We start from the raw sequence: 21820 nt of genomic DNA on the forward strand, positions 1-21820 counted from the left end.
CGTTATTTCTCCGTCTTGCCGACGAAGTCGGCCGGGTTGCGGTACTTCACCGTCTGCAGATGCTCGCAATAGAGAACCAGCTCGCCTTCGCCCTTGAACACCTCGTAGCTGGCGCGGATCAGCCCCATCTCCTGGTAGCGGGGCTTCTTGTCGAGATTGGAGCGGATCGAATAGATCGTGTCGCCAATGAAGACGGGTTTTATGAAGCGGAGCTTGTCGTAGCCATAGGAAAAGGCGTTGACGCAGTTGGTGGCGACCAGTCCCAGGCCAGCCGAGAAGACGAAGGCGCCGGCGATCAGCCGCTTGCCGAAAATGCCTTCGCTCTCGGCAAACATCTGGTCCTGCACATAGGGGTGGATGTCGAGCACCAGCGTGTTGAACAAATGGCTGTCGCCTTCGGCCATGGTCCGTCGCAACGAGCGGATCTTCTGCCCGACCGGCCAATCCTCATAGAACCAGTTTTCGGCGTTCCATACCGGCAGCGCGGCATGATCCGCCGGCATGTTCTTGGGATGCGTCGAGGCGACACCGACGGTGGATGCGAAATCGTTCATGACCGAATCCGCCAGTCCTGCCGAAGGGACCGCGCAACCATTTGAACACGCATCAAGGCGCCTGAATGCAAGACGTCTCCTCCCGTCAATCTTCTTTTGTAAATAGTATTTTCACATATGGGGTTGCGTTGCAAGCGTGAACAGGCGAAATTTTGGCTGCTCCCGCGCGCCGAAGCGCAGGCGGGCAGGGAGGAAAATCATGCGCAAGGATTGTCTGGTCTTTGTCGGCAGCCTGAATCGCGAGGCGCCGTATTTTCAGGGCGCTCGGGGCGTCGGTCTCGGCGTCTACAGCTTTGACGAGGAAACGCTGGAAACCCGAAAACTGGCTGAAGCCGATGACGTCGACAATCCAACCTTCTTCTCGGTGACGCCGGACGGTTCACACGTCTACGCCAATTCGGAAGTCTTCACCTGGCGCGAGGGAACTGTCTCCGCCTACAGCTTCGATCGTGCCTCGGGCGCGCTCACCTATCTGAACAAGCAGCCATCGCTGGGCAGCATCACCGCCCACAACACCATCACCCGCGACGGGACAAAACTGCTGGTCGCCAATTACGGCATGGGCGAGGGCGGTCCGGATCGCGCGGTGGCGGTCTATGGCTTAGAGGAGAGTGGTGCCTTGTCGGCCCCGCTGGCCAGCGTCTCGCATTCCGGCAGCGGCCCGAATGCGGCACGGCAGGAGCGCTCGCACGCCCACAGCGTCACCGAAACCATCGGCGGGGGAACAGCCATCGTCGCCGACCTCGGCATCGACCGGCTGGTGTCCTACCGGATCGGGCACGACGGCAATCTGGCCAAGCTAACCGAATCCGCTTTGCCATCCGGCGCCGGTCCACGCCACCTCGCACTGCATCCGAACGGACGCTTCGTCTTCGTTATGAACGAGCTGGATTCGACCATCGTGGCGATGGCGCTGGACGAAGCCTCGGGCAAGCTCACGCTCATCGACGCGAAGCCCGCGGTGCCGGCCGAGGCGCGCGACAGCAACCATTGCGCCGACATCCAGATCTCGCCGGATGGCCGTTTTGTCTACGGCTCCAACCGTGGCCATGACAGCGTCGTCATCATGGCGGTCGACCAGCAGACGGGTTCGCTGAGCCTCGTCGGCTATATCTCTTGTGGTGGCGCGACGCCGCGCAATCTGGCGCTGACGCCGTCAGGCGGCCATCTGTTTTCCGCCAACCAGAACGCCGACCGCATCTCGATCTTCGCTCGCGACGCCGAGACCGGCATACTCAGCGACACCGGGCGCGCCATCGAGATCGGCACGCCGATGTGCGTCAAGATCGTGCGCTGAACGCCGACAACTGTGAAGCCTTGGACAAAATCGCCCTGGGCTCAAGCCTGTTGTATTGCCGAGAGCTTCCAGTTCGAGCCATTCTCACGCACGAATGTCCACAGCTCGGTCGTCTCTGTCGGATGATCATCGTCGCCCGCGACGACCTTGCCGCTGGCCCGTTCGCGCGTCACGTCACGAGACTCGTAGCGCAATGCGGCCGTGGCGTAGTCGCGGTCATCCTCACGCCAGCTTTCAGCGACGTCGGCCTGCAGCAACGTGATGTCCGTTACCTCGTTCCTGAGACCTTTCTGGGCATTGTCGGCCAGCTCTTCCGACAGATAGGATACCATTTCGGGGGTAACAGCCCGGCGCAGAGCGGCATGGTCTTCGCGCCCGAATGCTTCCTGGACATCGGTCAACAGCTGCTGGAATGCGTCGAGGTCGGTCTGAGCCAGCGTGATCTCATCAGAACCGATGGCCGGAGAGCTTCCGCCCGAACCACCGCCAAAGCCGGGAATTGTGAAGGAGCCTGCAGTCTGCTGCCCTGCCGTTGCGCGGTTCTCAAATCTCGAAGCCTGGGCATTGCCGACACCGGCGAGCGCTGGCGCAGGACCACGCGCCGATTGCGAGCGGAAGAAGCGGATAGCCAGCATGATCGCGCCACCGATGAGCAGGGCCTGAAGCAGGAAACCGAACATTCCGGCCAGGCCGCCGAAGCCTTGGCCGACGAGCAGGCCGATCAGGCCGCCGAGCAGCAGGCCCCGCATCATCGTTCCCCCGAAGCCGCTCATGAAGCCGGGCCTCTGCGGGCCGGCCTGTGGCTGCCGGGCCGCGTTGTTCACACCGGTGTTGGGCGTCATCGAACGCTCGACCGGAGCGGTCGGGGCCGGCGCGGTCCTGGTCGGCGGTGCCGATTGGAACGTGCGCATGCCACGACTGCCGAAACTGCCGCCGCGGCGCGCCTCGGCATGGTCTATCGCGACCATCGAAAACGCCAGGAACAGTCCTGCAAAGAGGGCTGCAAATCGGCTTGTACGGGAAGTCATCGGAGATGAACCTTTGTCTCTGCGGTTTCGGAAATTTCAGCCGTCGCCGGGTGCCGGCGTTATACGGTCAATCGAACAACTCTTCGAAAAATGATTTCTTCCGCTTCGGATAGCGGTGGCCGTGGGAGCGGGAATAATCGTCGTCGCGGCCCTGGCCGTGTTGCGGCTGGGAGAACGCTGCCGGCTGTGGCTGCGGCGCGGGCGCCGCTTCCCTGCCGGAACGCTCGATGATCTTGTCGAGTTCTCCCCGATCAAGCCAGACGCCGCGGCACTGCGGACAGTAGTCGATTTCGATACCCTGGCGTTCGCTCATCACGAGCGCAACGCGGCAGGAGGGGCAAGTCATACCAAGGAGAGAAGGAGATGTCATACGGCGCTCCAAACCAAAAAAGAAGGAACCCGCTCGACCGAAAAGGATGAAAACGGGCCCGTTACAGCGGTCCGACATCACAGTCGCCAAAAGCGACAGTCAGAGGGGCCCGGCCCGCAGGGGACAATTAGGAATGCAGCGCCGCGCCTTCAAGGGGCGATATTGCCCGCAAGAGTGATTTGTTCGCCATCTCGCTCAGACCGTGACCACGATTTCAAATCGTCACCACGATTTCAGATCGTCACCACGATCTTGCCGAACTGCTCGTTCGACTCCAGGTGGCGATGTGCCTCGACGATTTGGTCGAACGCGAAGGTCCTATCGATGATCGGCTTTAGAGTCCCGGTCTCGAGTCCTGCGAGGATGAAAGCCTTGGCGGCCTCCAGTTTCGCCGGGTTGCCGGTGATCTCGTGGACGAGGTAGCCGCGCAGCGTCAGTGTCTTAGCCAGCACGGCGAATAGCGGAAACGGTGTCGGCGCGTGGCTCAGTCCGCCATATTCGATGAGGATGCCGCTATGCGACATGGCCGCCGTCAGCGGCTCGAAGATCGGGCCGCCGACCGCATCGAACACGACGCGCACGCCTCGCGGCCCGGCGATCTGGTTCAACCGCGCCGCCAGATCTTCCTCCGTCGAGGCCACGACTTCGGCCGCACCGGCCTCGAGCAGCGCCCGCATCTTCGCCGATGTTCGCGTCACCGCAATCGTCGTCGCGCCCACACTGTTGGCGATCTGGACCGCGGCAAGCCCGACACTACTCGACGCCGCGGTGATCACCACGTGGTCTCCGCTGTGCAGCCCAGCGATATCGATCAGCGCGCCATAGGCGGTGAGGTACTGCATCCAGACCGCCGCTGCCGTTTGCCAGTCGAGCGACGGCGGGTGCTTGACGATAAGTTCCGCGGGATAAGTGGCAAGCTCGCCATAGGCCGGCCAGCGGATCATCGATTGCGGCGGGATGGCACTGACGCCGTCGCCCGGCGCGAATTCCTTCACGCCGTCGCCTATAGCCTCGATGACACCCGCCGCTTCGAGACCAAGCCCCGAGGGCAGCTTCGGCGTCTCGATATAGGAACCCGCGCGCAGCAGCGCGTCGGCGCGGTTGAGGCCGAGCGCCTTGACGCGGATTTGAACTTCGCCCGGGCCCGGTGGGGGAAGCTCGGCATCCTCGATGCGCAGAACCTCAGGGCCGCCATGCTGGTGAAAGCGAACCACACGTGTCATTCGGGATACTCCAAATCAACTGGACCGAATGAGCTATGCAGCTAGGCTGCCCAGGGATAAATGGCTGCACGAGAAGAACAGTAGAAACCAGGAGTTCCGAATATGGATCGGCTCGAAAGCATGGCTGTGTTCGTCAAGGCCGTCGATCTCGGCTCGTTCGCGGCAGCAGCGGTCGCCCTGGACGTCTCGGGACCGATGGTTGGCAAGCATGTCCGGTCTCTCGAAGAACGGCTTGGCGTTCGCCTGCTCAACCGGACCACACGCCGGCAGAACCTGACCGATTTCGGCCGCGCTTACTATGAACGCTGTCGGGTGGTGCTGGCCGAGGCCGACGCCGCAGATGCGCTCGCCGCCGACCAGTTTTCGGAGCCACGCGGAAAACTGCGCGTCACCATGCCGGCGCATTTCGGTCGCCACTGCGTGACGCCCGTGCTGCTGAAACTCGCCCGGCAATATCCGATGCTGGAACTCGATCTATCTCTCAGCGATCGCTTCGCCGATCTTGCCGAGGATGGCTACGATCTCGCCATTCGGACCGGTGCTCTGGGCGACAAGGCGGGGGTGATCGCACGCCGCGTCGCGCGCCAGGACATGGTCGTCTGCGCCGCACCTTCCTATCTCAGAAATCATGGCGAACCGCGACAGATCGAGGATCTCGCCGACCATCAGGCAATTGTCTACCGCCGGCTCGGCCAGATCATTCAGCCCTGGCTATTTGCTCGAGAGGGGCAACCGGTGCAGGAGATCATACCGACCGGCCGTCTGCGGCTCGACGATCTCGATGCCATCGCTGACGCGGCTGCCGACGGCATGGGCCTTGCCTGGTTGCCCTGGTGGCTGGTGCGCGAGCGCATTGAAGCCGGCGTTCTGCTGGCGCTGTTGCCGGATCAGCCGCGATATCTCTACGACTGCCACGCCCTTTGGCTGCAGACACCGCATCTGCCGCTGAAGGTGCGGCTGGCCGTCGATGCGCTGGCGGCTGCCTTGCCGAAGTCGATGGCCTAACCGCAACGTCGCAATCGCTCTCAGTTGAGATCGCGCGGATACTCCTTGACCTCGCTGCGGTCGACGATCAGCTCATCGCCATCATGGGCGGTGATGTGGGTCTCGATCCGCCAGACCTTTCGCAGCGCCCTTACCGTCGCCTTCACTGAAAGCCGCACCTGCCAGTCGCCGCGACCATAGGACTTGTCCCAGGTGCAGGTGCCGACCGCCGAGTTCGGATCGTCGGGGTGGATGATGAACCGGTCGACATGCCTCGCCGAGAGCACCATTCCCGTATGTGGATGCCGCACCGTGCCGCCATCATTGGCGACCTGATAGACGGTCTCGCCGGTGACCTGGTCCGTCGACACCGAACGCTGGAAGCCGTCGCCCTTGGCCAGCACCTCTTGCTCCATCGGCGCGGCGCTTTCCGGAGTCAGGAAAACCCCCAGTGTGTCGTCCAGCTTCTGCTGCGCGCGCACCGGCAGGATCAGCCGGCTGTCGCCGCAATGGATCGACAACGTCGCCTGCTCGGCCGTCGGGAAGACGATCGGCCAATGCGATGTCGCCAGCGCCAGCCGGATACGCTCGCCGACCTCGAAACGCTGCCCGCAGCAGCGCAGCTTGACGCGGACGGTCTCCGCCTGGCCCGGCACCATGGGTGCGATGTCCAGATCATCGTTGCGATGGCTCAGATTGAGGATGCCGTAGCTGATACGCGAGGCGGCACCTTCAGGGAATACCTGCGACAGCGTGGCGGACAGAAGGGCGACGGGCTTGTCGGAGGAGAGCTTGACCTCGAATTCGGGGAAGCCAAGGATCTCGACCGCTTCGGTCAACGGCGCCGTCTCGAAGATCAGGGCATTGCCTTCTTCCATGCGCTGGTCGACCGGCAAGGTCGGCATCACGCCATAGCCGCACCAGGCGCCGGACGACAGGCCGGCCGTCTGTGGCGATGAAACCTCCAGGATCGCGTTTGCGCCCTTGGCTTCGCTCAGCACATGCGGCGCAAGGTTCAGCACCTTTTCGCCGACGCCGGGTCCCGGCCACGCCGGTTCCGCCACCCAGCGGCCGGGCCGCTCGTCATAGATCGCCGCCGGCCGTGCGGGATCCTGAATCCAGGCGCGCAGCATCGGCTCGTCGGCAATGCCGGTGTCGATGCCCTTGAGATATTGATCCCACCAGCGCAGGCACTCCTGCAGGAAGCCGATACGCGGTCCGGGCATGGCGAAGTGCGGATATTTGTGGCCCCAGGGTCCGATCAGGCCCTTGCGAGGACCGCTCAGTTTTTCCAGCATCCGGAAGATCGGATTGGGATAGCCGTCGGCCCAGCCGCCGACGGCATAGACCGGGATCTCGACATCGGAATAATCCTCGCAGATCGAACCGTGCTTGTAGAAATCGTCGCGGCGCTGGTGTTCGAACCAGTCCTGCATCCAGATGCCGTTGCCGTTCAGCCGTTGCTCCCAAAGCTCGCGCCAGCGGTCGCCGACAACAAGCGGATCCGGTGGCGTCATGGCGATGGCCCAAGCGGTGGTTCCCCACATCAGATTGTCGCACATCATCGCGCCGCCGAGATAATGCACGTCATCATTATAGCGGTCGTCGGTCGAGCACAGCGAGACGACGGCTTTCAGCGCCGGCGGGCGGCGGGCGGCGACCTGCAGCCCGTTGAAGCCGCCCCAGCTGATGCCGATCATGCCGACACTACCCGAGCACCAAGATTGCCGGGCCAGCCATTCGATGACCGCCAGGCAGTCATCCTGCTCCTGCTTCAGATACTCACCCTTGCACAGCCCCTCGCTGTCGCCCGAGCCGCGCATATCGACCCGCACGCCGGCATAGCCGTGACCGGCGAAATAGGGATGCGTCAGCGCATCGCGCTCCACCGTTCCGTCACGCTTGCGATATGGCAGATATTCCAGGATCGCCGGCACCGGATCGGCCTCCGCGTCTTCCGGCAACCAGATGCGTGCGGCCAGCTTGACGCCGTCCGGCATCGGAATCCACAAATTCTCGATCTCGCGGACTTTGCGCGGGAAATCGGTGACGACGCGGATATCTTGCATGGCGGCTCCTCTCAACGCCCGGCCGACACTTGCGCCGGTGGCGATCCTTATGTGTTCAGCGGGAAATGGCAGGTCAGACGGCTGTCGCCAACTGCGACCGGGACGGGGACATCCACCGTGCAGCGGCCCTGGGCCTGCGGACAGCGTGTGTGAAATTCGCAGCCTGAAGGGCGCGCCAACAAGGACGGAACGTCAGCCGGCAGCGTGATACGCTGATGCACCCTGTCGGGATCGGGCTCTGGATTGGCCGAGAGAAGGGCCGCCGTATAGGGATGATGCGGCGCGCGGAAGATCGCTTCGGTTTCGCCCTGTTCGATGAAGCGTCCGAGATACATCACCGCCATGCGGTCGGCGATCTGGCGCACGACATGCAGATTGTGGGTGATGATCAGCATCGACAGGCCCATGCGGTCACGCAGGTCGTTGAGCAGGTTCAGCACCTCTCCCTGCACCGAGACGTCGAGGCCGGCTGTCGGCTCGTCGGCGACGACCAGCACCGGGTCCAGCGCGATCGCCCGCGCCACACCGACGCGGCGCGCCTGGCCGCCGGAAAGCTGGTGCGGGTAGCGGTCGGCGAAATCGCGCGGCAGCCCGACCAGTGCAAGAAGTCGTGTGACTTCGGCGTTGAGATCGCGATCCGACAGTCCGTGGATGACGAAAGGCTCCGACAGCAGCGACCGCACGCTGAGCCGCGGCGACAACGATCCGACCGGATCCTGGAACATCATCGGCATGCGCCGCCGCACCGGTTTCATGGCGGCGTTGGACAGGCCTTGCAGTTCCTGCCCTTCAAACAGGATCGTGCCCGCTTTCACCGGCTGAAGACCGTTGAGCGTGCGCGCCAGCGTCGTCTTGCCCGAGCCGGATTCGCCGACCAATGCGAAGGTGCTGCCTCGTTGAAGCGTGAAGCTGACACCGGACACCGCTTCGATCTCGGTGGCTCGCCCGGCAAGTCTGGCGGACAGGCCGCCAACCCGGAACGAGACACGCAGATCGCTGACACGGAGCAGGTCGTCGGAACTCATGCGTTCATCGCTCCCAAGGGAATGTCCGCATGCCAGCAGCGGGCGATGTGAGACCCACCGAGGATTGCGCTGGGAGGCGTCGTCAGGCATTGGGCGTCGGCGCGATCGCAGCGCGGCTGGAAGACGCAGCCGCTTGGTCGGCGGCGCAGATCCGGCAAGGTCCCGGCGATGGTCGGCAGGCGGGCAACCCGCTGCGACAGCCGCGCGGGATCACAGGCCAAAAGCTTCTGCGTGTAGGGATGGCGCGCATCGTGGAAGATCTCGCGAGTCGTGCCGCTCTCCACCACCTCACCGGCATACATCACGATCATCTCGTCGCAGAGTTCGGCAATCACGCCCAGATGATGCGAGATGAACAGCACCGAGCAGCCGATGTCGCGCTGCAGATCCTTGAGCAGTTCGATAGTGGCCACCTCCAGCGTCGCATCGAGCGCAGTCGTCGGCTCGTCGGCGATCAGCAGCGCCGGTTCCATCATCAGCGCCATGGCGATGGCGATGCGCTGCTTCATGCCGCCGGAGAACTCGTGCGGAAACTGCGTCAGCCGGCTTTCCGGATCGGGAATGCGAACCTTGCGCAGCATGGCGACCGAGCGCGCATCCTTGTCCCGCTTCGACAGGTTCGAGCGATACTGGATGTCGCGCATCTGGCGCCCCACCGACAGCACCGGGTTGAGCGCGCCCATCGGATCCTGGAACACGGTGGCGATCCTGAGACCGCGCAAGCCGCGCATCGCGGTGGGGTCGAGCCGGGCAAGGTCCTTGTCGCCCTCGAAGATGATCTCGCCCGATGTGATTTCACCATTGTCGGCGAGCAGGCCGAGAATGGCGTTGATGAGCGTCGATTTCCCGCAGCCGGATTCGCCGACCACGCCGACGCTGCGGTTGGCCGGCACGGAAAAGCTCACCTGCTTCAGCGCCTCCAATCGCCCACTCTCGGTGTGGAAGGCGACGCTCAGATTCTTGACCTCGAGAACCGTCATGAGCGTCCCTTCAGCCTGGGATCGAAGAGGTCGCGCAGCGTCTCGCCGAAGAAGGTGAAACCGAGTGTCGTCAGCACGATCGGCAGGCCGCCGGCAATCACGATCCAGTAGGAATCGCGAATGTTGGCGAAGCCGTCATTGAGGATCGCGCCCCAGCTCGGCGTCGGCGGCCGCACGCCGAGCCCGAGAAAGCTCATGCCGGCCTCGATCGCCACCACCACGGGAATGTCCATCGATATCAAGATCAGGATCGGGCCGATGATGTTGGGCAGGATATGGACGCGCAGGATGCGGCCCGCACTGGCGCCCATCGAGCGCGCCGCCATGACATGTTCGGCTGATTTGAGCACCAGCGTCTGGGTTCTGATGATGCGGGCATAACCCGGCACATTGACCAGCATCACCACCAGCACCACCGCGTAGAGCGAGGGGCCGAACAGGGTGACCAGCGTCAGCGCCAGCATAACGGTGGGAAAGCTCTTCACCGCGTCGAAGATCAGCAGCAGCACATTGTCGAGCCAGCGCGGCCCATAGCCTGCGATCAGCCCCAGCACGACGCCGACAACCAGCGACACCGCTGTCGCGCCCAGCGCGATCAAAAGCGCGACGCGCCCGCCATAGAGCACCCGGGTGAGAAGATCGCGGCCGAGATGGTCGGTGCCGAGCAGATGCAGCAGGCTCGGCGAAGCGAAGCGTTCGGCCGGCGATATCTTGCTCGGCGCATAGCTGGTCAGGAGGCTGGCGAAGACCGCTGACAGCACCACGACCGTCACCAGCGTCAGGCCGATGGCGCCCAGCGGCTCGCGCATGATGCGGCGCACGGTGCGCCATATCATGCCGAGACGGAAGCTGCGGGACGGCAGCTCAGTTGAAACTTGATCTGACACGGGGATCCAATAGGCCGACCAGAATGTCGGCCGCTACGTTGACGAGGACGAAGAAGACCGTGGTGACCAGCACGGCTCCGGAGACGATGGGGTAGTTGCGCACCGAGATCGCCTCATAGACCAGCTTGCCGATGCCGGGGCGGGCGAAGACGATTTCGGCGAAAACGGAAGACGACAGCATGTGGCCGATGCCGACGCCGAGCAAGGTGATCGTCGGCAGCACGGCGATACGCAGCGCGTAGGTGTAGACGATCCGGTGCTCGGTCAGGCCGAAGGCGCGCGCCGTGCGGATATGGCTGGCCTCCAGTGTCTCCAGCATCGAGGCGCGCACCATGCGCGAGATGTAGCCGATCCAGCCAAGGCCGACCGCTAGAGACGGCAGGATGAGGTGCTGAAGCCGGCTGGCGAGGTCGCCCGGTTCGCCGGCGCCGATCGCCGGCAGCCATTGCAGGGCGACCGCAAACACCAGCAGCGAATAGATGGCGACGACGAAGGATGGCACGGCGATCATCGCCACCGACAGCACCCCGATCACCTGATCGACAAAGCCGCCGCGCCGCACCGCCGCGATGCAGCCAAGCGGGATGCCCAGCGCCACCGACCACGTGATGCCGCCGACCACCAGCGCCAGCGTGAACGGAAGCTGTTCCATCACCACGTCCAGGACCGGCCGGTTCGACAGAACCTCGGTGCCGAGATCGCCATGCAAGGCAGAGCCGTAGAAGTTCACGAATTGCCGCCAGACAGGTTGATCCAAGCCCATACGCTCGCGCAGCGCCTCCTTCATCTCCGGCGTCGCGCGTGGCCCCAGCGCGACGGAGGCCGGGTCTCCGGGAATGAGGTAGACCATGGCGAACATCATCATCATGGCGACGCTGATGATGATGGCGCCAAGCCACAGACGCTTGAGGGCGTAGCGGATCATTTTCGGTACCTGTCGGATGGTCTTTGGCCGGGGCGAGCCCCGCCCGCCGATATCATGCCGGTTTGAAGTCGGTGAACACGGGTTCGCCGTTCGGCTTCAGGCCGGCCACAAGCGTGTCTCGATTCATGATGCCGGTGACCTCATGCGTCAGGAAAATGTAGTTGCCGTTCTCCTCCATCAGGTCCTGAAGCTTCTTGTAGATGACATCGCGCTTTGCCGGGTCGAGCTCGACCATGCCCTCGGCGTTGAGCTTGTCGAATTCCTCGCTGGAAAAACGCTCCCAGTTCCAGACGCCGATCTGGTCGCGGGTGAACCAGGCGGTGGCCCAGCTCGGGTCCGGCTGCATGGAGAAGCGGCTGATGATCATCTGCAGCTTCTTGTAGTAGTCGCCTTCCTTGGCGCCAAGCGTCCAGAAGGTGCCGCTGTCGTTCTGCTTGATCTCCACAGTGAGACCGACATCCTGCAGGTTCGACTGCACGACCTGCGCCGCGGTCAGCCGCTCGGTCTTGTTGAGGATGTCGAGCGTGATCGTGGTGCCGGCCAGCCCCTCCTTGGCGATCATGTCGCGGGCGCGGTCCGGATCGAAATCGAAGAGGTTCTTCTCGCGATGGCCAGGCAGACCGGGCGCGATGATGCCGGTGGCCGTGGCGGCCGCACCGAAATAGGCAGCGTCGACCACCGCCTTGCGGTCCACGGCGTACTGAACCGCGCGGCGCATGTTCGGATTGTTGAAGGGAGCGACATCCTGGTTCATGCCGAGCCAGACAAAGGCCAGCGAAGGCTTCTCGACGACGGTCGTCTTTGGCGGCGGTGTCTGCTTCAGCCGCGAGATCGAGGAGACCGCGGTCCAGGTGTAGTCGAGGTCGCCGGCCTCATAGCCAAGTTCGGCGGTCTTCTCATCCTCGATCGGATGGATGTGGATTTCCGCGAAGGCGCCCTGCTCGTACTTCCAGTCGGGATTGCGCACCAGCACCGTGCGCTGCTTGGGCAGCCATTCCTTCAGGATGTAGGGGCCCGACTGGGCCACCGGCTTGACGCCCATCTTGCCGCCGAGCTCGGTGATGGCGCGCTTCGACAGGATGGTGCCGGACGGCGTCGGCAAGGTCGACGTCCACAGCGGCGCGAAGGCCTGCTTCAGGTGGATCAGCCCCGACAGCTTGTCCTTGACCTCGACTTCCTTGAGCGTTGCCCAGTCGCCGGAATAGGGGCTTTTGTTGGCGGGGTCGGCGATGCGTTCGATCGAAAACTTGACGTCTTCCGCCGTCATCTGGCCGTAGCCGTCTGTGAAACCGATATTGTCGCGCAGCTGGAAGGCGACGGTCAGCGGGTCGAGCTGCTTGATCGTTTCCGCCGCCATCGGCCGCCAGCCCCAGCTATCGCCCGGCGTGGTGACGACGAGGCCGGCGAAGATGACGCTGGTGATGTCGCCTTCAGGCGCCGCCAGCCGGAAGCAAGGGTCGAGCGTCTGGATGTCGGCGTAGGATCGCACCTTGAGGATCGGCCCGTCGCTCGACCAGGAAACTTTTGGATTGACCATTGAGGCGAGGCCGAAAGCGCCGGCTCCGGCGAGCAGGCTGCGGCGCGAAACCCTGGTGTCGGCTAGAATGGACATGCTCTACCCCTCTGCTGTTTTCGTTGTTTTGCTTTCCAGCCGTTGGCCATTCTCCAAGCCGGGCCGAATGTGTCTGTCAGCTAAAACTGCTAATAATAGACATCTATGTCTAGCGAAAATTTTGCCGGCATGTCCGAATCTTGGAGACGGACGATCTTGCGGGAAATCTCGATATCCGATCCGACCCCGCCGCTACGTCGGCATGGGCAAGCGGCTAAGCGCGAAATGTGATCGCGCACACGGTGCGGCCTGGCCCGCTATTCGGTGGGGCCTGGATCAAGAGCTGGAGCGGAGACGCGCTCTCCGCTACCTTCACTTCCAGATTTCGGCCGCCAGGCGCACGAAATTGCCGCCCAGGACGTTGCGCACGGTCTGCTCGGACTGGCCGCGGCGCAGAAGCACATCGGTCAGTTCGCGCATCTGGCCGGGAGCCGCGTAGGTCGTCGCCCCTTCCGGATATTCGCTCTTGGGCCAGAATTGCGGATTGTCGGAAATGATGCGGTCGATGCCTTTGACATCAACCGGAAAGGCGTAGTCCAGTCCGATGCCGACATGATTTGGGCCAGCCAGGTCGACGAGATATTCGATGTGGTCAGCCAGCCTGTCCGAGTCCGTCCGCCCTTCTCCCAGGAAACGATTGAGCCCGACAATCGCGACGATGCCGCCGGTGCGCGCGCAGGCCTTTATCTGCTCGTCGGTGATGTTGCGGCCATGGCCGCACAGGGCCTTGGCGTTGGAGTGCGAGAAGATGACAGGGCGGTTCGAGTATTCCATCACCTCCATCGAGGTGCGGTAGCCGGTGTGGGTGACGTCGACGAACATGCCGAGACGGTTCATCTCGTCGATGACCTCGCGGCCGAATGCCGTCAGGCTGGTCTCGACATCGTGGCAACCGCCGCCGGCGAGGTTGTTCCTGTTGTAGGCGAACAGGATCTGGCGCACACCCAGATGGTGATAGAACTCGACCATTTCGATGCGGCCGTCGAGCGCGTTCATGCCCTCAATGTCGAAGGTGATCGCCAGTTTGCCCTCGAGCTTGGCCTTGCGGATTTCCGCGACGGAGGAGACCAGCGTGTAGTGCTCGGGATTGGCAAGGATCCAGTGACGGAAATTTGCGAGCGTCCGCACTGTCTGCTCCCAGGGCAACAGGTCGAAGCCGACATCGATTGACAGATAGTCGATGCCGGCGTCGCGCCAGATCTGCAGATTGTTCAGGTCCGCAGCCGGATCCGGCATGAAGCCGGAATGCGCGTCCCATATGATTTCACTGTCGAAAATGGCCTTGGCGGCAGTCGAAACGCTCACTTTTTTCCTCGCTCTCTCGGCAACACCAACAACGGAAGGCCAGATCAAGCGGCGTTCCGGATGTGTGATCCAGATGCAGTGCGCATCAAGTATCAGGCCACAGACACATGTGTCTAGACAGCTCCGAACGGGCCTGTATGGTCGCCGTCGCTGCATGTCGCTCCGACCGGGCCATCGGCAAAAGGGAGAACAAAGATGAGCTCAAACGGAAGCCATGGCGGGAGCGATAGCAGGCATATCGCCGTGATCGGCGGCGGTATTATCGGCTGCAGCGCGGCTTTCCATTTGCTGCGGTCCGGCGTGCGCCGGGTGACGGTCATCGATGCGGGTCAGCCGGGTGCCGCGACCACCAGCGCCGGCGCGGGCTTCGTCTCCCATTGGTCCGCCGGCATGATCCCGCTCGGTGAAGAAGGCCTTCAACTGCAGCAATATGGCCTCGATTTCTATCGCAGGCTGCACGAGGTCGGCGTCGAGATCGGTTATCGGCCAAACGGCACCTTGATCATGGCGCTGACCGAGGATGGGCGCGAGCGTTTCGTCCGACCGGTGCTGGACTCACCCTATGCCCCGCCGGAAATGCAGGATTTGAACGCCGCGCAGATCGGCCAGAAGATGCAGGGCCTCATCGATCCGGCGCGGGTCCATTCGGCCGCCTACAATCCGCATGGCATCCAGCTCGACACCAAGCTGGCGATGGGGGTACTGACCGGCCAGATCAGCGAGCTCGGCGGTGTTTTTCGCAGCGGCACACGCGTAACGGCCGTCCATGATGCCGGTGACCGGGTGACCATCGAGACCGATCAGGGCAGCCTTGAGGCTGACGGCGTGATCGTTGCCGCCGGCGCCTGGAACAACCAGGTCATATCAGGCCTCGGCTGGAAGTTGCCGCTGCTGCGCGTCGTCGCAACGCGCATCGTCACCGACGATCGTGGGCTGCCGTCGACCATTCCCACGGTCCAATGCCGCGAATTGCGGCTGTGGCTGCGCGAAACATTCGGCGCCGTCATGTGGGGAACCGGCCGGCATTACAAACCTCTCTACAAGACCGACGACAACGAGATCGAACCTGGCCAGCCGCACAATATCGAGCTGATGCGGGAGACCTCCGAGCAGGAGCTTGCCGAGTTGCAGACTGTGTTCCCGCCGCTGCGCGGTTCGACGATCGCGAGCTGGGCGCAAGGCGTGCCGTGCTACACGCCCGACAACGGCCTTGTCGTCGGCAAGGTGCCCGGCAGCGACAATGTCGTGGTCGTCGGCGGCGACAATGAGAGCGGCGTCACCCATGGACCGGGTCTTGGCCGGCTATCCTGCGAACTGGTCCTCGGGCACACCCCGTTCGTTTCCGCCGAGCGGTTCCGTGTCGATCGCTACGCCTCCGATGCCTTCAAGTCGGAGGCCGAGATCGAGGCCGCCATGCCGGCCTGGGGCGCGCGTCATGAAGCGTCGCGGTTTGGTCGCGAGGCCTGATCTGTTAGCTGTCGCCGACGCTGGCCAGCAGCGCCTGCGCCACCGCCCTGACCACCGGGCCGGCATTCTTCCTCATGACGATGTGGAAGGAGCCGGCGTGGCGACGCGAGGTTTTCGTCAGCCGGACGAGCTGGCCGCGGCGCAGATGCTCATCGGCAAATCCCGCCCAGGCGAGTGCCGCGCCGCGCCCGGCGATGGTTTCGTGGATCATCGACATGTAGCTGGTGAACCGAGGTCCGTCGAGTTTCCGGTCGGTTCCGATCCATGATTGCCAACTGTCGATCGCGCCGGGCGGCGTCACCTGATGCAGCAGCGGCACCGCCATGAAAGCCTCGGGGTCTTCCGAGGCGAGCGCCGGATAACGCGCCAGGAACGCCGGCGCGCAGACCGGGAACCATTCACCGTCGAGCAGTTTTTCGGTCACGAATTCGGGCCATTGCCCGGCTTCGCCGAAACGGATCGACAATGCCACTTCAGGCTGATCGAAATCCCTGTAATCGGTGGATGTCTGCAGCAGCACCCGGCCATCGGCAACCTGCGATGTGATGAGGCCGAAGCGCGGCATCAGCCATGCCTGCGCGAAGTCGTGGCTGCAGCCGACCATGAATGTATCGCTGTCGTGCGCGGTCAAATCCTCGACCGCTTGCCTGATGGTGCCGAGACCCTCGCGGATCGCTTCGGCCAGCGTGTTGCCGGCCCCGGTGACGGCGACGCGGTTGCCTCTGCGCGTGAACAGCTCGACCGACAGCTGGCGCTCGAGATTGGCGACATGCCTGCTGACCGCCGATTGTGCGATGTTGAGCTCCTGCGCGGCCAGTGTCAGCCCGCCATGCCTGGCGGCAGCCTCGAAGACGACCATGGCGTTCAGCAGGGGAAGCGATGTTTTGAGGGTTTTCACGGTCCGGACCTACATTCATGCCTTTTCGATATGAAGGTCTATCATATCTGTATTTGCTGCAAGCCTTTCCGCATCGCACACTCTATCGAAACATCATTCTAACGCCAGCGAGCAGAAAGGTGTTTGCCGTGCAGGCCTACACACCGAACAGCCAGCCTATCGACAGAAGCGAGACCGTCAGGCTGATCGACCGGCAACGTCCGGACTGGTCGCTGGAACAGGCCTTTTATGCCGACCCGGCGATCTTCGCGCTGGAACGGGACTTGTGGTTTCCGCGCCAATGGATGCTTGTCGCCCATGCCAGCGAGGTTCCCGAAAAGGGCCGCTACATCGTGCGCCAGCTGTTCGACGAGGAGATCATCGTCGTGCGCTTCGGCGACGCCGAGGACGACATCGCGGCCTACTACAATGTCTGCACCCATCGCGGCTCGCGGCTCTGCGCCAAGGATGGTCGCGGCAAGCTTCTGGTCTGCCCCTATCATGCCTGGTCGTTCAGGCTGACCGGCGAACTGCAGTCGCGGCAGGATCTGCCGGCAAGCGTCGATCCGGAAGCGCTGGGACTGCACCGCGTGCCCTGCAAGAGTTTCGGCGGCCTCGTCTTCTGTGGCCTCGATGCCAGTTCGCTGCCCGACATCCAGCCTGTCGCGGACGGGCTGACGGGCGGCTTGCGCGAAAACGGCCTCGACCGTGCACGCATCGTCGCCCGCAAGAATTATCTGACCAAGGCGAACTGGAAGCTGGTGCTCGAGAACTTTCTCGAATGCTATCACTGCCGGCCGGCTCATCCCGAATATTACCGCGTCAACGGCCATGTCAAAGTGACCGCGACCCGCGATGCCGACAAGGCGGTCGAGTGGCAGAACGAAATCGAGGCCTGGCACAGCGTCATCGGCGATGCCGAATTCCACAAGGGTGCGTGGCAGGCAGGCGACCTCGACACGATGCCGTTTGCCATGCACCGCAAGCCGATCGGCTCCGGCCGTAACACGCTGTCCAATACGGGCGAGGGGGTCTCGTGCCTGATGGGTGGTCGTCACGCCTATGATGGCGGCGAAAGCGGCTTTCGCCTCGGACGCCTGTCGTTTGCAAGTGCTGCCAATGATTATGTCACGCTGTTCCAGATGATACCGCGCAACGCCATGGAAACAGACGTCATCCTGACCTGGCTCGTCGACAAGGATGCCGATAACGACATCGACGCCGATGCGATCAGCTGGATGTGGGACGTCACCACGGTGCAGGACAAGAAGATCACCGAGGACAATGCCGACGGCATTATGTCCCGTGCCTACCGGCCAGGCCCCTACACGCCGCTGGAAAGCCAGACCTCGTTCTTCGTGCAGACCTATCTGTCGGAACTGCGTTCGCTGATCACCGGCACGCGCGGCGCGACCGCCAGACAGTGGTCCGCGCCGAAGGAACTTTTCGCATCGCCGAAGGCGGCGAGCTGCAACACGCGGCTCTGACCCGCGGCCGAAGATGCCTCTTTGAGGCGTCGCATTCCGATGCCATATGAAGGTGGCCGACGGAATGTTGCGGGAGAGACAGTTTATGACCAAAGGTTCGGACTTGTTCGTCGCGGCCCTCGAGAACGAAGGGGTCGAACGGATTTTCGGCATTCCCGGCGAAGAAAATCTCGATATCGTCGAATCCATCCGCCGCTCCTCGATCCAGCTGATCCTGACCCGCCACGAGCAAGCAGCCGCTTTCATGGCCGCCACCTATGGCAGGCTCACCGGCAAGCCGGGTGTGTGCATCACCACGCTTGGCCCAGGCGCGCTCAATCTTTCGACCGGTTCGGCCTATGCGCTGCTCGGCGCGATGCCGATGATCATGATCACCGGCCAGAAGGGCATCCTGTCATCCCGGCAGGCGCGCTTCCAGATCGTCGACATCGTCGCGGCGATGAAGCCGCTGACCAAGCTGTCGCGCCAGATCGTCTCGCCGAAGATGATCCCCTCGCTCGTGCGCGAAGCTTTCCGTGTCGCCCAGGAAGAACGTCCCGGCCCCGTACATCTGGAACTGCCGGAAGACATTGCGGCGGCCGAGTGTGAGCCGATCGCACTGGTGCCGACGCACCCGGTCGAACTGCCGCTGGCCAGCCCGGGTGCGCTTGATCGCGCCGCCCTTATGATCATGGAAGCCAGGCGCCCGCTGCTGATGTTCGGCGCGGCGGCGTCGCGTCCGCGCGTGACCCCCGATGTCGCGCAGTTCGTGCTGCGGACGCAAATTCCCTATTTCACCACGCAGATGGGCAAGGGAACCGTGCCCGGCGGCACGGAGCTCTATATGGGAACGGCAGCCCTTTCGGAGCGCGACTACGTGCACGAGGCCATCGAGCAGGCCGATCTGATCATCACCATCGGTCACGACACCGTGGAGAAGCCGCCCTTCATCATGGGAGCGAAGGGGCCGAGGGTCATTCATGTCGGCTACCAATCAGCCGATGTCGAGCAGGTCTATTTCCCGCAAGCCGAAATCGTCGGCGACCTCGGCCCTTCGCTGGCGCTGCTGGCCGACCGCATCGAGGGCAAGATCCCCAACGCGCAGGTCCTGCTGCCGCTGCGCGAAGGCATTCTGAGCCGGATCGCCGCGCGCGCCACCGAAGATCGCTTCACGCCGCAGCGCATCGTGCACGACGTGCGCGCCGTGATGCCGGCCGACGGGATTCTCGCCCTCGACAACGGCATGTACAAGATCTGGTTTGCGCGCAACTACCGGACGCGCATGGCAAACACGATCCTGCTCGACAATGCGCTGGCCACCATGGGCGCGGGCTTGCCGTCGGCGATGATGGCGGCACTGCTCTATCCGCAGCGCCGTGTCATGGCCATCTGCGGCGATGGCGGCTTCATGATGAACAGCCAGGAACTGGAAACCGCCGTCAGGCTCAAGCTCAACCTGGTCGTCCTGCTGCTCGAGGACCACGCCTACGGCATGATCCGCTGGAAGCAGGCGGTCGATGCGTTCCCGGATTTCGGCATGACCTTCGGCAATCCCGATTTCGTCAAGTATGCCGAGGCCTATGGCGCCAAGGGGACCAGGGTTGCGGAGATCACCGACTTGCGGCCGGCGCTGGAACAGGCCTTCACCGGCGGCGGCGTGCATCTCGTCGTCGTGCCCATCGACTATTCCGAAAACACCAGGGTGCTTGTCGACGAACTGCGCGAGCGGCTGCCAGCGCCGCAGACGCCCTGACGGCAGCGACAAAGCCGCCGTCAGGATTGCTTGGGCGGAAGACCCTACACCTTGCAGTAAGGCGTCACCGGCTCGATGGTGCCGAAGTCCTTAGCGATCTCGTAGCCGATGCCGTCGGACGCCGCCTTGCCTACATAGGAATGGCACAGCGTGTGGTTGTTGGTGGCGTCGACACGGATCTTGCCTTGCGGTGCGTCGAACTCGATCGACGGCAGCGCGGCCAGCACATCATCGTCCTTCAACGATCCAGCCTTCTCGGCGGCCAGCGCATAGAGATGCAGGCCGTTGTAGCCGGCCTCGCCGATGCCGTTGACCATCTTCTCCTGACCGAACTTCTCGCGGAAGCTCGAGATGAACTTCTTGTTGACCGGGTTGTCGAGCGCCATCCAGTAGGGTTGCGGCGCATAGGTGCCGGCCGCCACGCCGGGCGGCAGCGCGTCCTTGTTGAAGACCTCGTCGAGCGGGGCGATCAGCGGCTGCTTGATGTCGAAGCTGCGATACTGCTTGAGCTGGGTGACGGCGTCGTTGCCGACCACCATCGACCAGACGACATCGGGCTTCAGTGACTTGATCTTCTGGAAGGCCGGGCCGAAATCGGTGGTGCCGAACGGATAGTAGTCGGCGCCGATGATCTTGCCGCCGGCCTTCTCATAGGCTGCCGTGATCGCCTCGGTCATCTTCTGCGGCCAGGCATAGTCCGAAGCCATGACATAGATCGTCTTGCCGAGGTTCTCGGCCACCCACGGCATCATCGGGTCGACCTGCTGCATCGGGATCGGGCCGGTGGCGACGAAGTAGCGGTTGCATTCGCCGCCTTCGAAATTGGTCGGGTAGAAGAACAGCTTCTTGGCCTTCGAGGTGACCGACAGCGTGGCGCTGCGTTCGGGCGAAATGATCGTGCCCATGATCACGTCGACCTTGTCTTCGTTGATGAGCTTGCGCGCCTTGTCGATGGAGCCCTTGGTCGTGGTCTGGTTGTCCTCGATGATGAGCTCGACCTGGCGTCCGCCAATGCCGTTGGCGGCGTTGAGTTCGGCGGCGGCCAGCTTGTAGCAATTGAGCAGCGTCTCGCCGAGAATCGCCTGCAGCCCGGTGATCGGGATCGATAGGCCGACCTTGACGGTGTCGGCGGCGCGCAGGATCGACGGCGCGCCGACGATGGCGAAGGCGGCCGCGGCGCCGCCGGATTTCAAGACAGTTCTTCTGCTTATCATTGTTGTGTTCCCTTCCAGTCCCAGGCGCGCCCCATGCACGCCTTACAAGTCAACAAGTTCCCAGGCGCGCTTCACGCGCGCTCTATAGGGCCAACAGATCCTTCAGCAGGGTCTCGTCGGCGAAGGTCTCAGGCGCACCTTCGTGGACTATCCTGCCCTTCTCCATCACCAGGCAGCGGTCCGATGCCTTGAGAACGAGATCGAGATTCTGCTCGACAAGAATGATCGCGATGCCGCGCTCGCGGGCGATGCGCGGCACCAGTTCGGCGATCGACTGCACGATGTTCGGCTGGATGCCTTCCGAGGGTTCGTCGAGCAGCAGCACCGACGGCAGGCCGCATAGCGCGCGACCGATCGCCAGCATTTGCTGCTGGCCGCCCGAAAGCGTGCCGGCAACCTGCGCTTCGCGCTCCCGCAGGATCGGAAAATAGCCGAAGATGTCGTCCGGGATGCCACCGTCGCCACGGTCCTTGGCGGCGCGGGTGCCGACCTCCAGGTTTTGCCGCACCGTCAGCTGGTTGAAGATCCCGCGCCCCTGCGGCACATGCGCGATGCCTGCCCGCGCGCGGCGGAAAGCTGGCGCGTTGGTGAGGTCTTTATCACCGAGAACCACCGCGCCTCCGCTCGCTCGCAAGCCGCCGGCGATGACGCGCAGCAGCGTCGTCTTGCCTGCGCCGTTGCGGCCAAGCAGGCCGACGACTTCGCCGGACGCGACACTGAGGTCGATGCCGTTCAGCACCGGGAGCAGGCCGTAGCCGGCCGAGACGGCAAGTGTCCGCAGCAT

19 protein-coding genes are annotated in these 21820 nt (G+C 63.4%); 5 read left to right on the forward strand and 14 right to left on the reverse strand.

Annotated elements, in window-relative coordinates; translation table 11 throughout:
- Positions 1–2: 2 nt before the first annotated feature.
- Positions 3–554 (reverse strand): MaoC family dehydratase, encoded by a 552-nt coding sequence (locus NP503_RS13300; RefSeq protein WP_127270127.1) that lies wholly within the window; start codon positions 552–554, stop codon positions 3–5.
- Between the two features lie 199 nt (positions 555–753).
- Between NP503_RS13300 and NP503_RS13305 the strand changes: the two genes are divergently transcribed.
- On the forward strand, positions 754–1851 hold the full coding sequence (locus NP503_RS13305) for a lactonase family protein (RefSeq protein WP_127270125.1): 1098 nt from the start codon (positions 754–756) through the stop codon (positions 1849–1851).
- 41 nt (positions 1852–1892) lie between these two features.
- On the opposite strand, the gene NP503_RS13310 is transcribed toward NP503_RS13305, so the two are convergent.
- The 3 genes from NP503_RS13310 to NP503_RS13320 all read right to left on the reverse strand — a co-directional run bounded on the left by NP503_RS13310 (position 1893) and on the right by NP503_RS13320 (position 4472).
- On the reverse strand, positions 1893–2879 hold the full coding sequence (locus NP503_RS13310) for a Tim44 domain-containing protein (RefSeq protein ID WP_127270123.1): 987 nt from the start codon (positions 2877–2879) through the stop codon (positions 1893–1895).
- A gap of 67 nt (positions 2880–2946) precedes the next feature.
- Entirely contained in the window at positions 2947–3249 is a 303-nt protein-coding gene (locus NP503_RS13315) for a zf-TFIIB domain-containing protein (protein WP_127270121.1), read from the reverse strand.
- 233 nt (positions 3250–3482) lie between these two features.
- Complete coding sequence (locus NP503_RS13320; RefSeq protein ID WP_127270119.1) at positions 3483–4472, reverse strand: zinc-dependent alcohol dehydrogenase family protein; 990 nt, start codon at positions 4470–4472, stop codon at positions 3483–3485.
- Between the two features lie 102 nt (positions 4473–4574).
- Here NP503_RS13320 and NP503_RS13325 point away from each other — a divergent pair, with 102 nt between their 5' ends.
- Positions 4575–5477, forward strand: coding sequence for a LysR family transcriptional regulator (locus NP503_RS13325; protein ID WP_127270117.1), 903 nt, complete (start codon positions 4575–4577; stop codon positions 5475–5477).
- A gap of 20 nt (positions 5478–5497) precedes the next feature.
- Here NP503_RS13325 and NP503_RS13330 read toward each other — a convergent pair whose 3' ends face one another.
- The 7 genes from NP503_RS13330 to NP503_RS13360 all read right to left on the reverse strand — a co-directional run bounded on the left by NP503_RS13330 (position 5498) and on the right by NP503_RS13360 (position 14259).
- The gene (locus NP503_RS13330) at positions 5498–7525 is read right to left on the reverse strand and encodes a CocE/NonD family hydrolase (RefSeq protein WP_127268560.1); all 2028 of its coding nucleotides are present in this window, start codon (positions 7523–7525) and stop codon (positions 5498–5500) included.
- Positions 7526–7572: 47 nt separating this feature from the next.
- Complete coding sequence (locus NP503_RS13335; RefSeq protein WP_127268561.1) at positions 7573–8550, reverse strand: ABC transporter ATP-binding protein; 978 nt, start codon at positions 8548–8550, stop codon at positions 7573–7575.
- Positions 8547–9530, reverse strand: a complete 984-nt coding sequence (locus tag NP503_RS13340) for an ABC transporter ATP-binding protein (protein ID WP_127268562.1) — start codon at positions 9528–9530, stop codon at positions 8547–8549. The genes NP503_RS13335 and NP503_RS13340 overlap by 4 nt, the downstream gene beginning before the upstream one ends.
- Positions 9527–10366, reverse strand: a complete 840-nt coding sequence (locus NP503_RS13345; protein ID WP_127268563.1) for an ABC transporter permease — start codon at positions 10364–10366, stop codon at positions 9527–9529. The genes NP503_RS13340 and NP503_RS13345 overlap by 4 nt, the downstream gene beginning before the upstream one ends.
- Positions 10367–10394: 28 nt before the next feature.
- On the reverse strand, positions 10395–11342 hold the full coding sequence (locus NP503_RS13350; RefSeq protein ID WP_127268564.1) for an ABC transporter permease: 948 nt from the start codon (positions 11340–11342) through the stop codon (positions 10395–10397).
- 52 nt (positions 11343–11394) lie between these two features.
- A complete protein-coding gene (locus NP503_RS13355; protein ID WP_127270115.1) occupies positions 11395–12954 on the reverse strand; it encodes an ABC transporter substrate-binding protein in 1560 nt (519 codons plus the stop codon).
- Positions 12955–13266: 312 nt separating this feature from the next.
- On the reverse strand, positions 13267–14259 hold the full coding sequence (locus NP503_RS13360; protein ID WP_127269817.1) for a dipeptidase: 993 nt from the start codon (positions 14257–14259) through the stop codon (positions 13267–13269).
- 195 nt (positions 14260–14454) lie between these two features.
- On the opposite strand from NP503_RS13360, the gene NP503_RS13365 reads away from it, so the two are divergent.
- Positions 14455–15726, forward strand: coding sequence for an FAD-binding oxidoreductase (locus NP503_RS13365; RefSeq protein WP_127269819.1), 1272 nt, complete (start codon positions 14455–14457; stop codon positions 15724–15726).
- Between the two features lie 4 nt (positions 15727–15730).
- Here the strand turns inward: NP503_RS13365 and NP503_RS13370 are convergent, their stop codons facing one another.
- Entirely contained in the window at positions 15731–16624 is an 894-nt protein-coding gene (locus NP503_RS13370; protein ID WP_127270114.1) for a LysR family transcriptional regulator, read from the reverse strand.
- 128 nt (positions 16625–16752) lie between these two features.
- Here NP503_RS13370 and NP503_RS13375 point away from each other — a divergent pair, with 128 nt between their 5' ends.
- Both NP503_RS13375 and NP503_RS13380 read left to right on the forward strand, forming a co-directional pair.
- The gene (locus tag NP503_RS13375) at positions 16753–18090 is read left to right on the forward strand and encodes an SRPBCC family protein (RefSeq protein ID WP_164748648.1); all 1338 of its coding nucleotides are present in this window, start codon (positions 16753–16755) and stop codon (positions 18088–18090) included.
- A gap of 85 nt (positions 18091–18175) precedes the next feature.
- A complete protein-coding gene (locus tag NP503_RS13380; RefSeq protein ID WP_127268600.1) occupies positions 18176–19822 on the forward strand; it encodes an acetolactate synthase large subunit in 1647 nt (548 codons plus the stop codon).
- A gap of 44 nt (positions 19823–19866) precedes the next feature.
- Here NP503_RS13380 and NP503_RS13385 read toward each other — a convergent pair whose 3' ends face one another.
- A complete protein-coding gene (locus NP503_RS13385) occupies positions 19867–21036 on the reverse strand; it encodes a substrate-binding protein (RefSeq protein ID WP_127268599.1) in 1170 nt (389 codons plus the stop codon).
- A gap of 82 nt (positions 21037–21118) precedes the next feature.
- Complete coding sequence (locus NP503_RS13390; protein WP_127268598.1) at positions 21119–21820, reverse strand: ABC transporter ATP-binding protein; 702 nt, start codon at positions 21818–21820, stop codon at positions 21119–21121.

Source organism: Mesorhizobium sp. SEMIA396, from assembly GCF_024518615.1.
Taxonomy (GTDB): Bacteria; Pseudomonadota; Alphaproteobacteria; order Rhizobiales; family Rhizobiaceae; genus Mesorhizobium.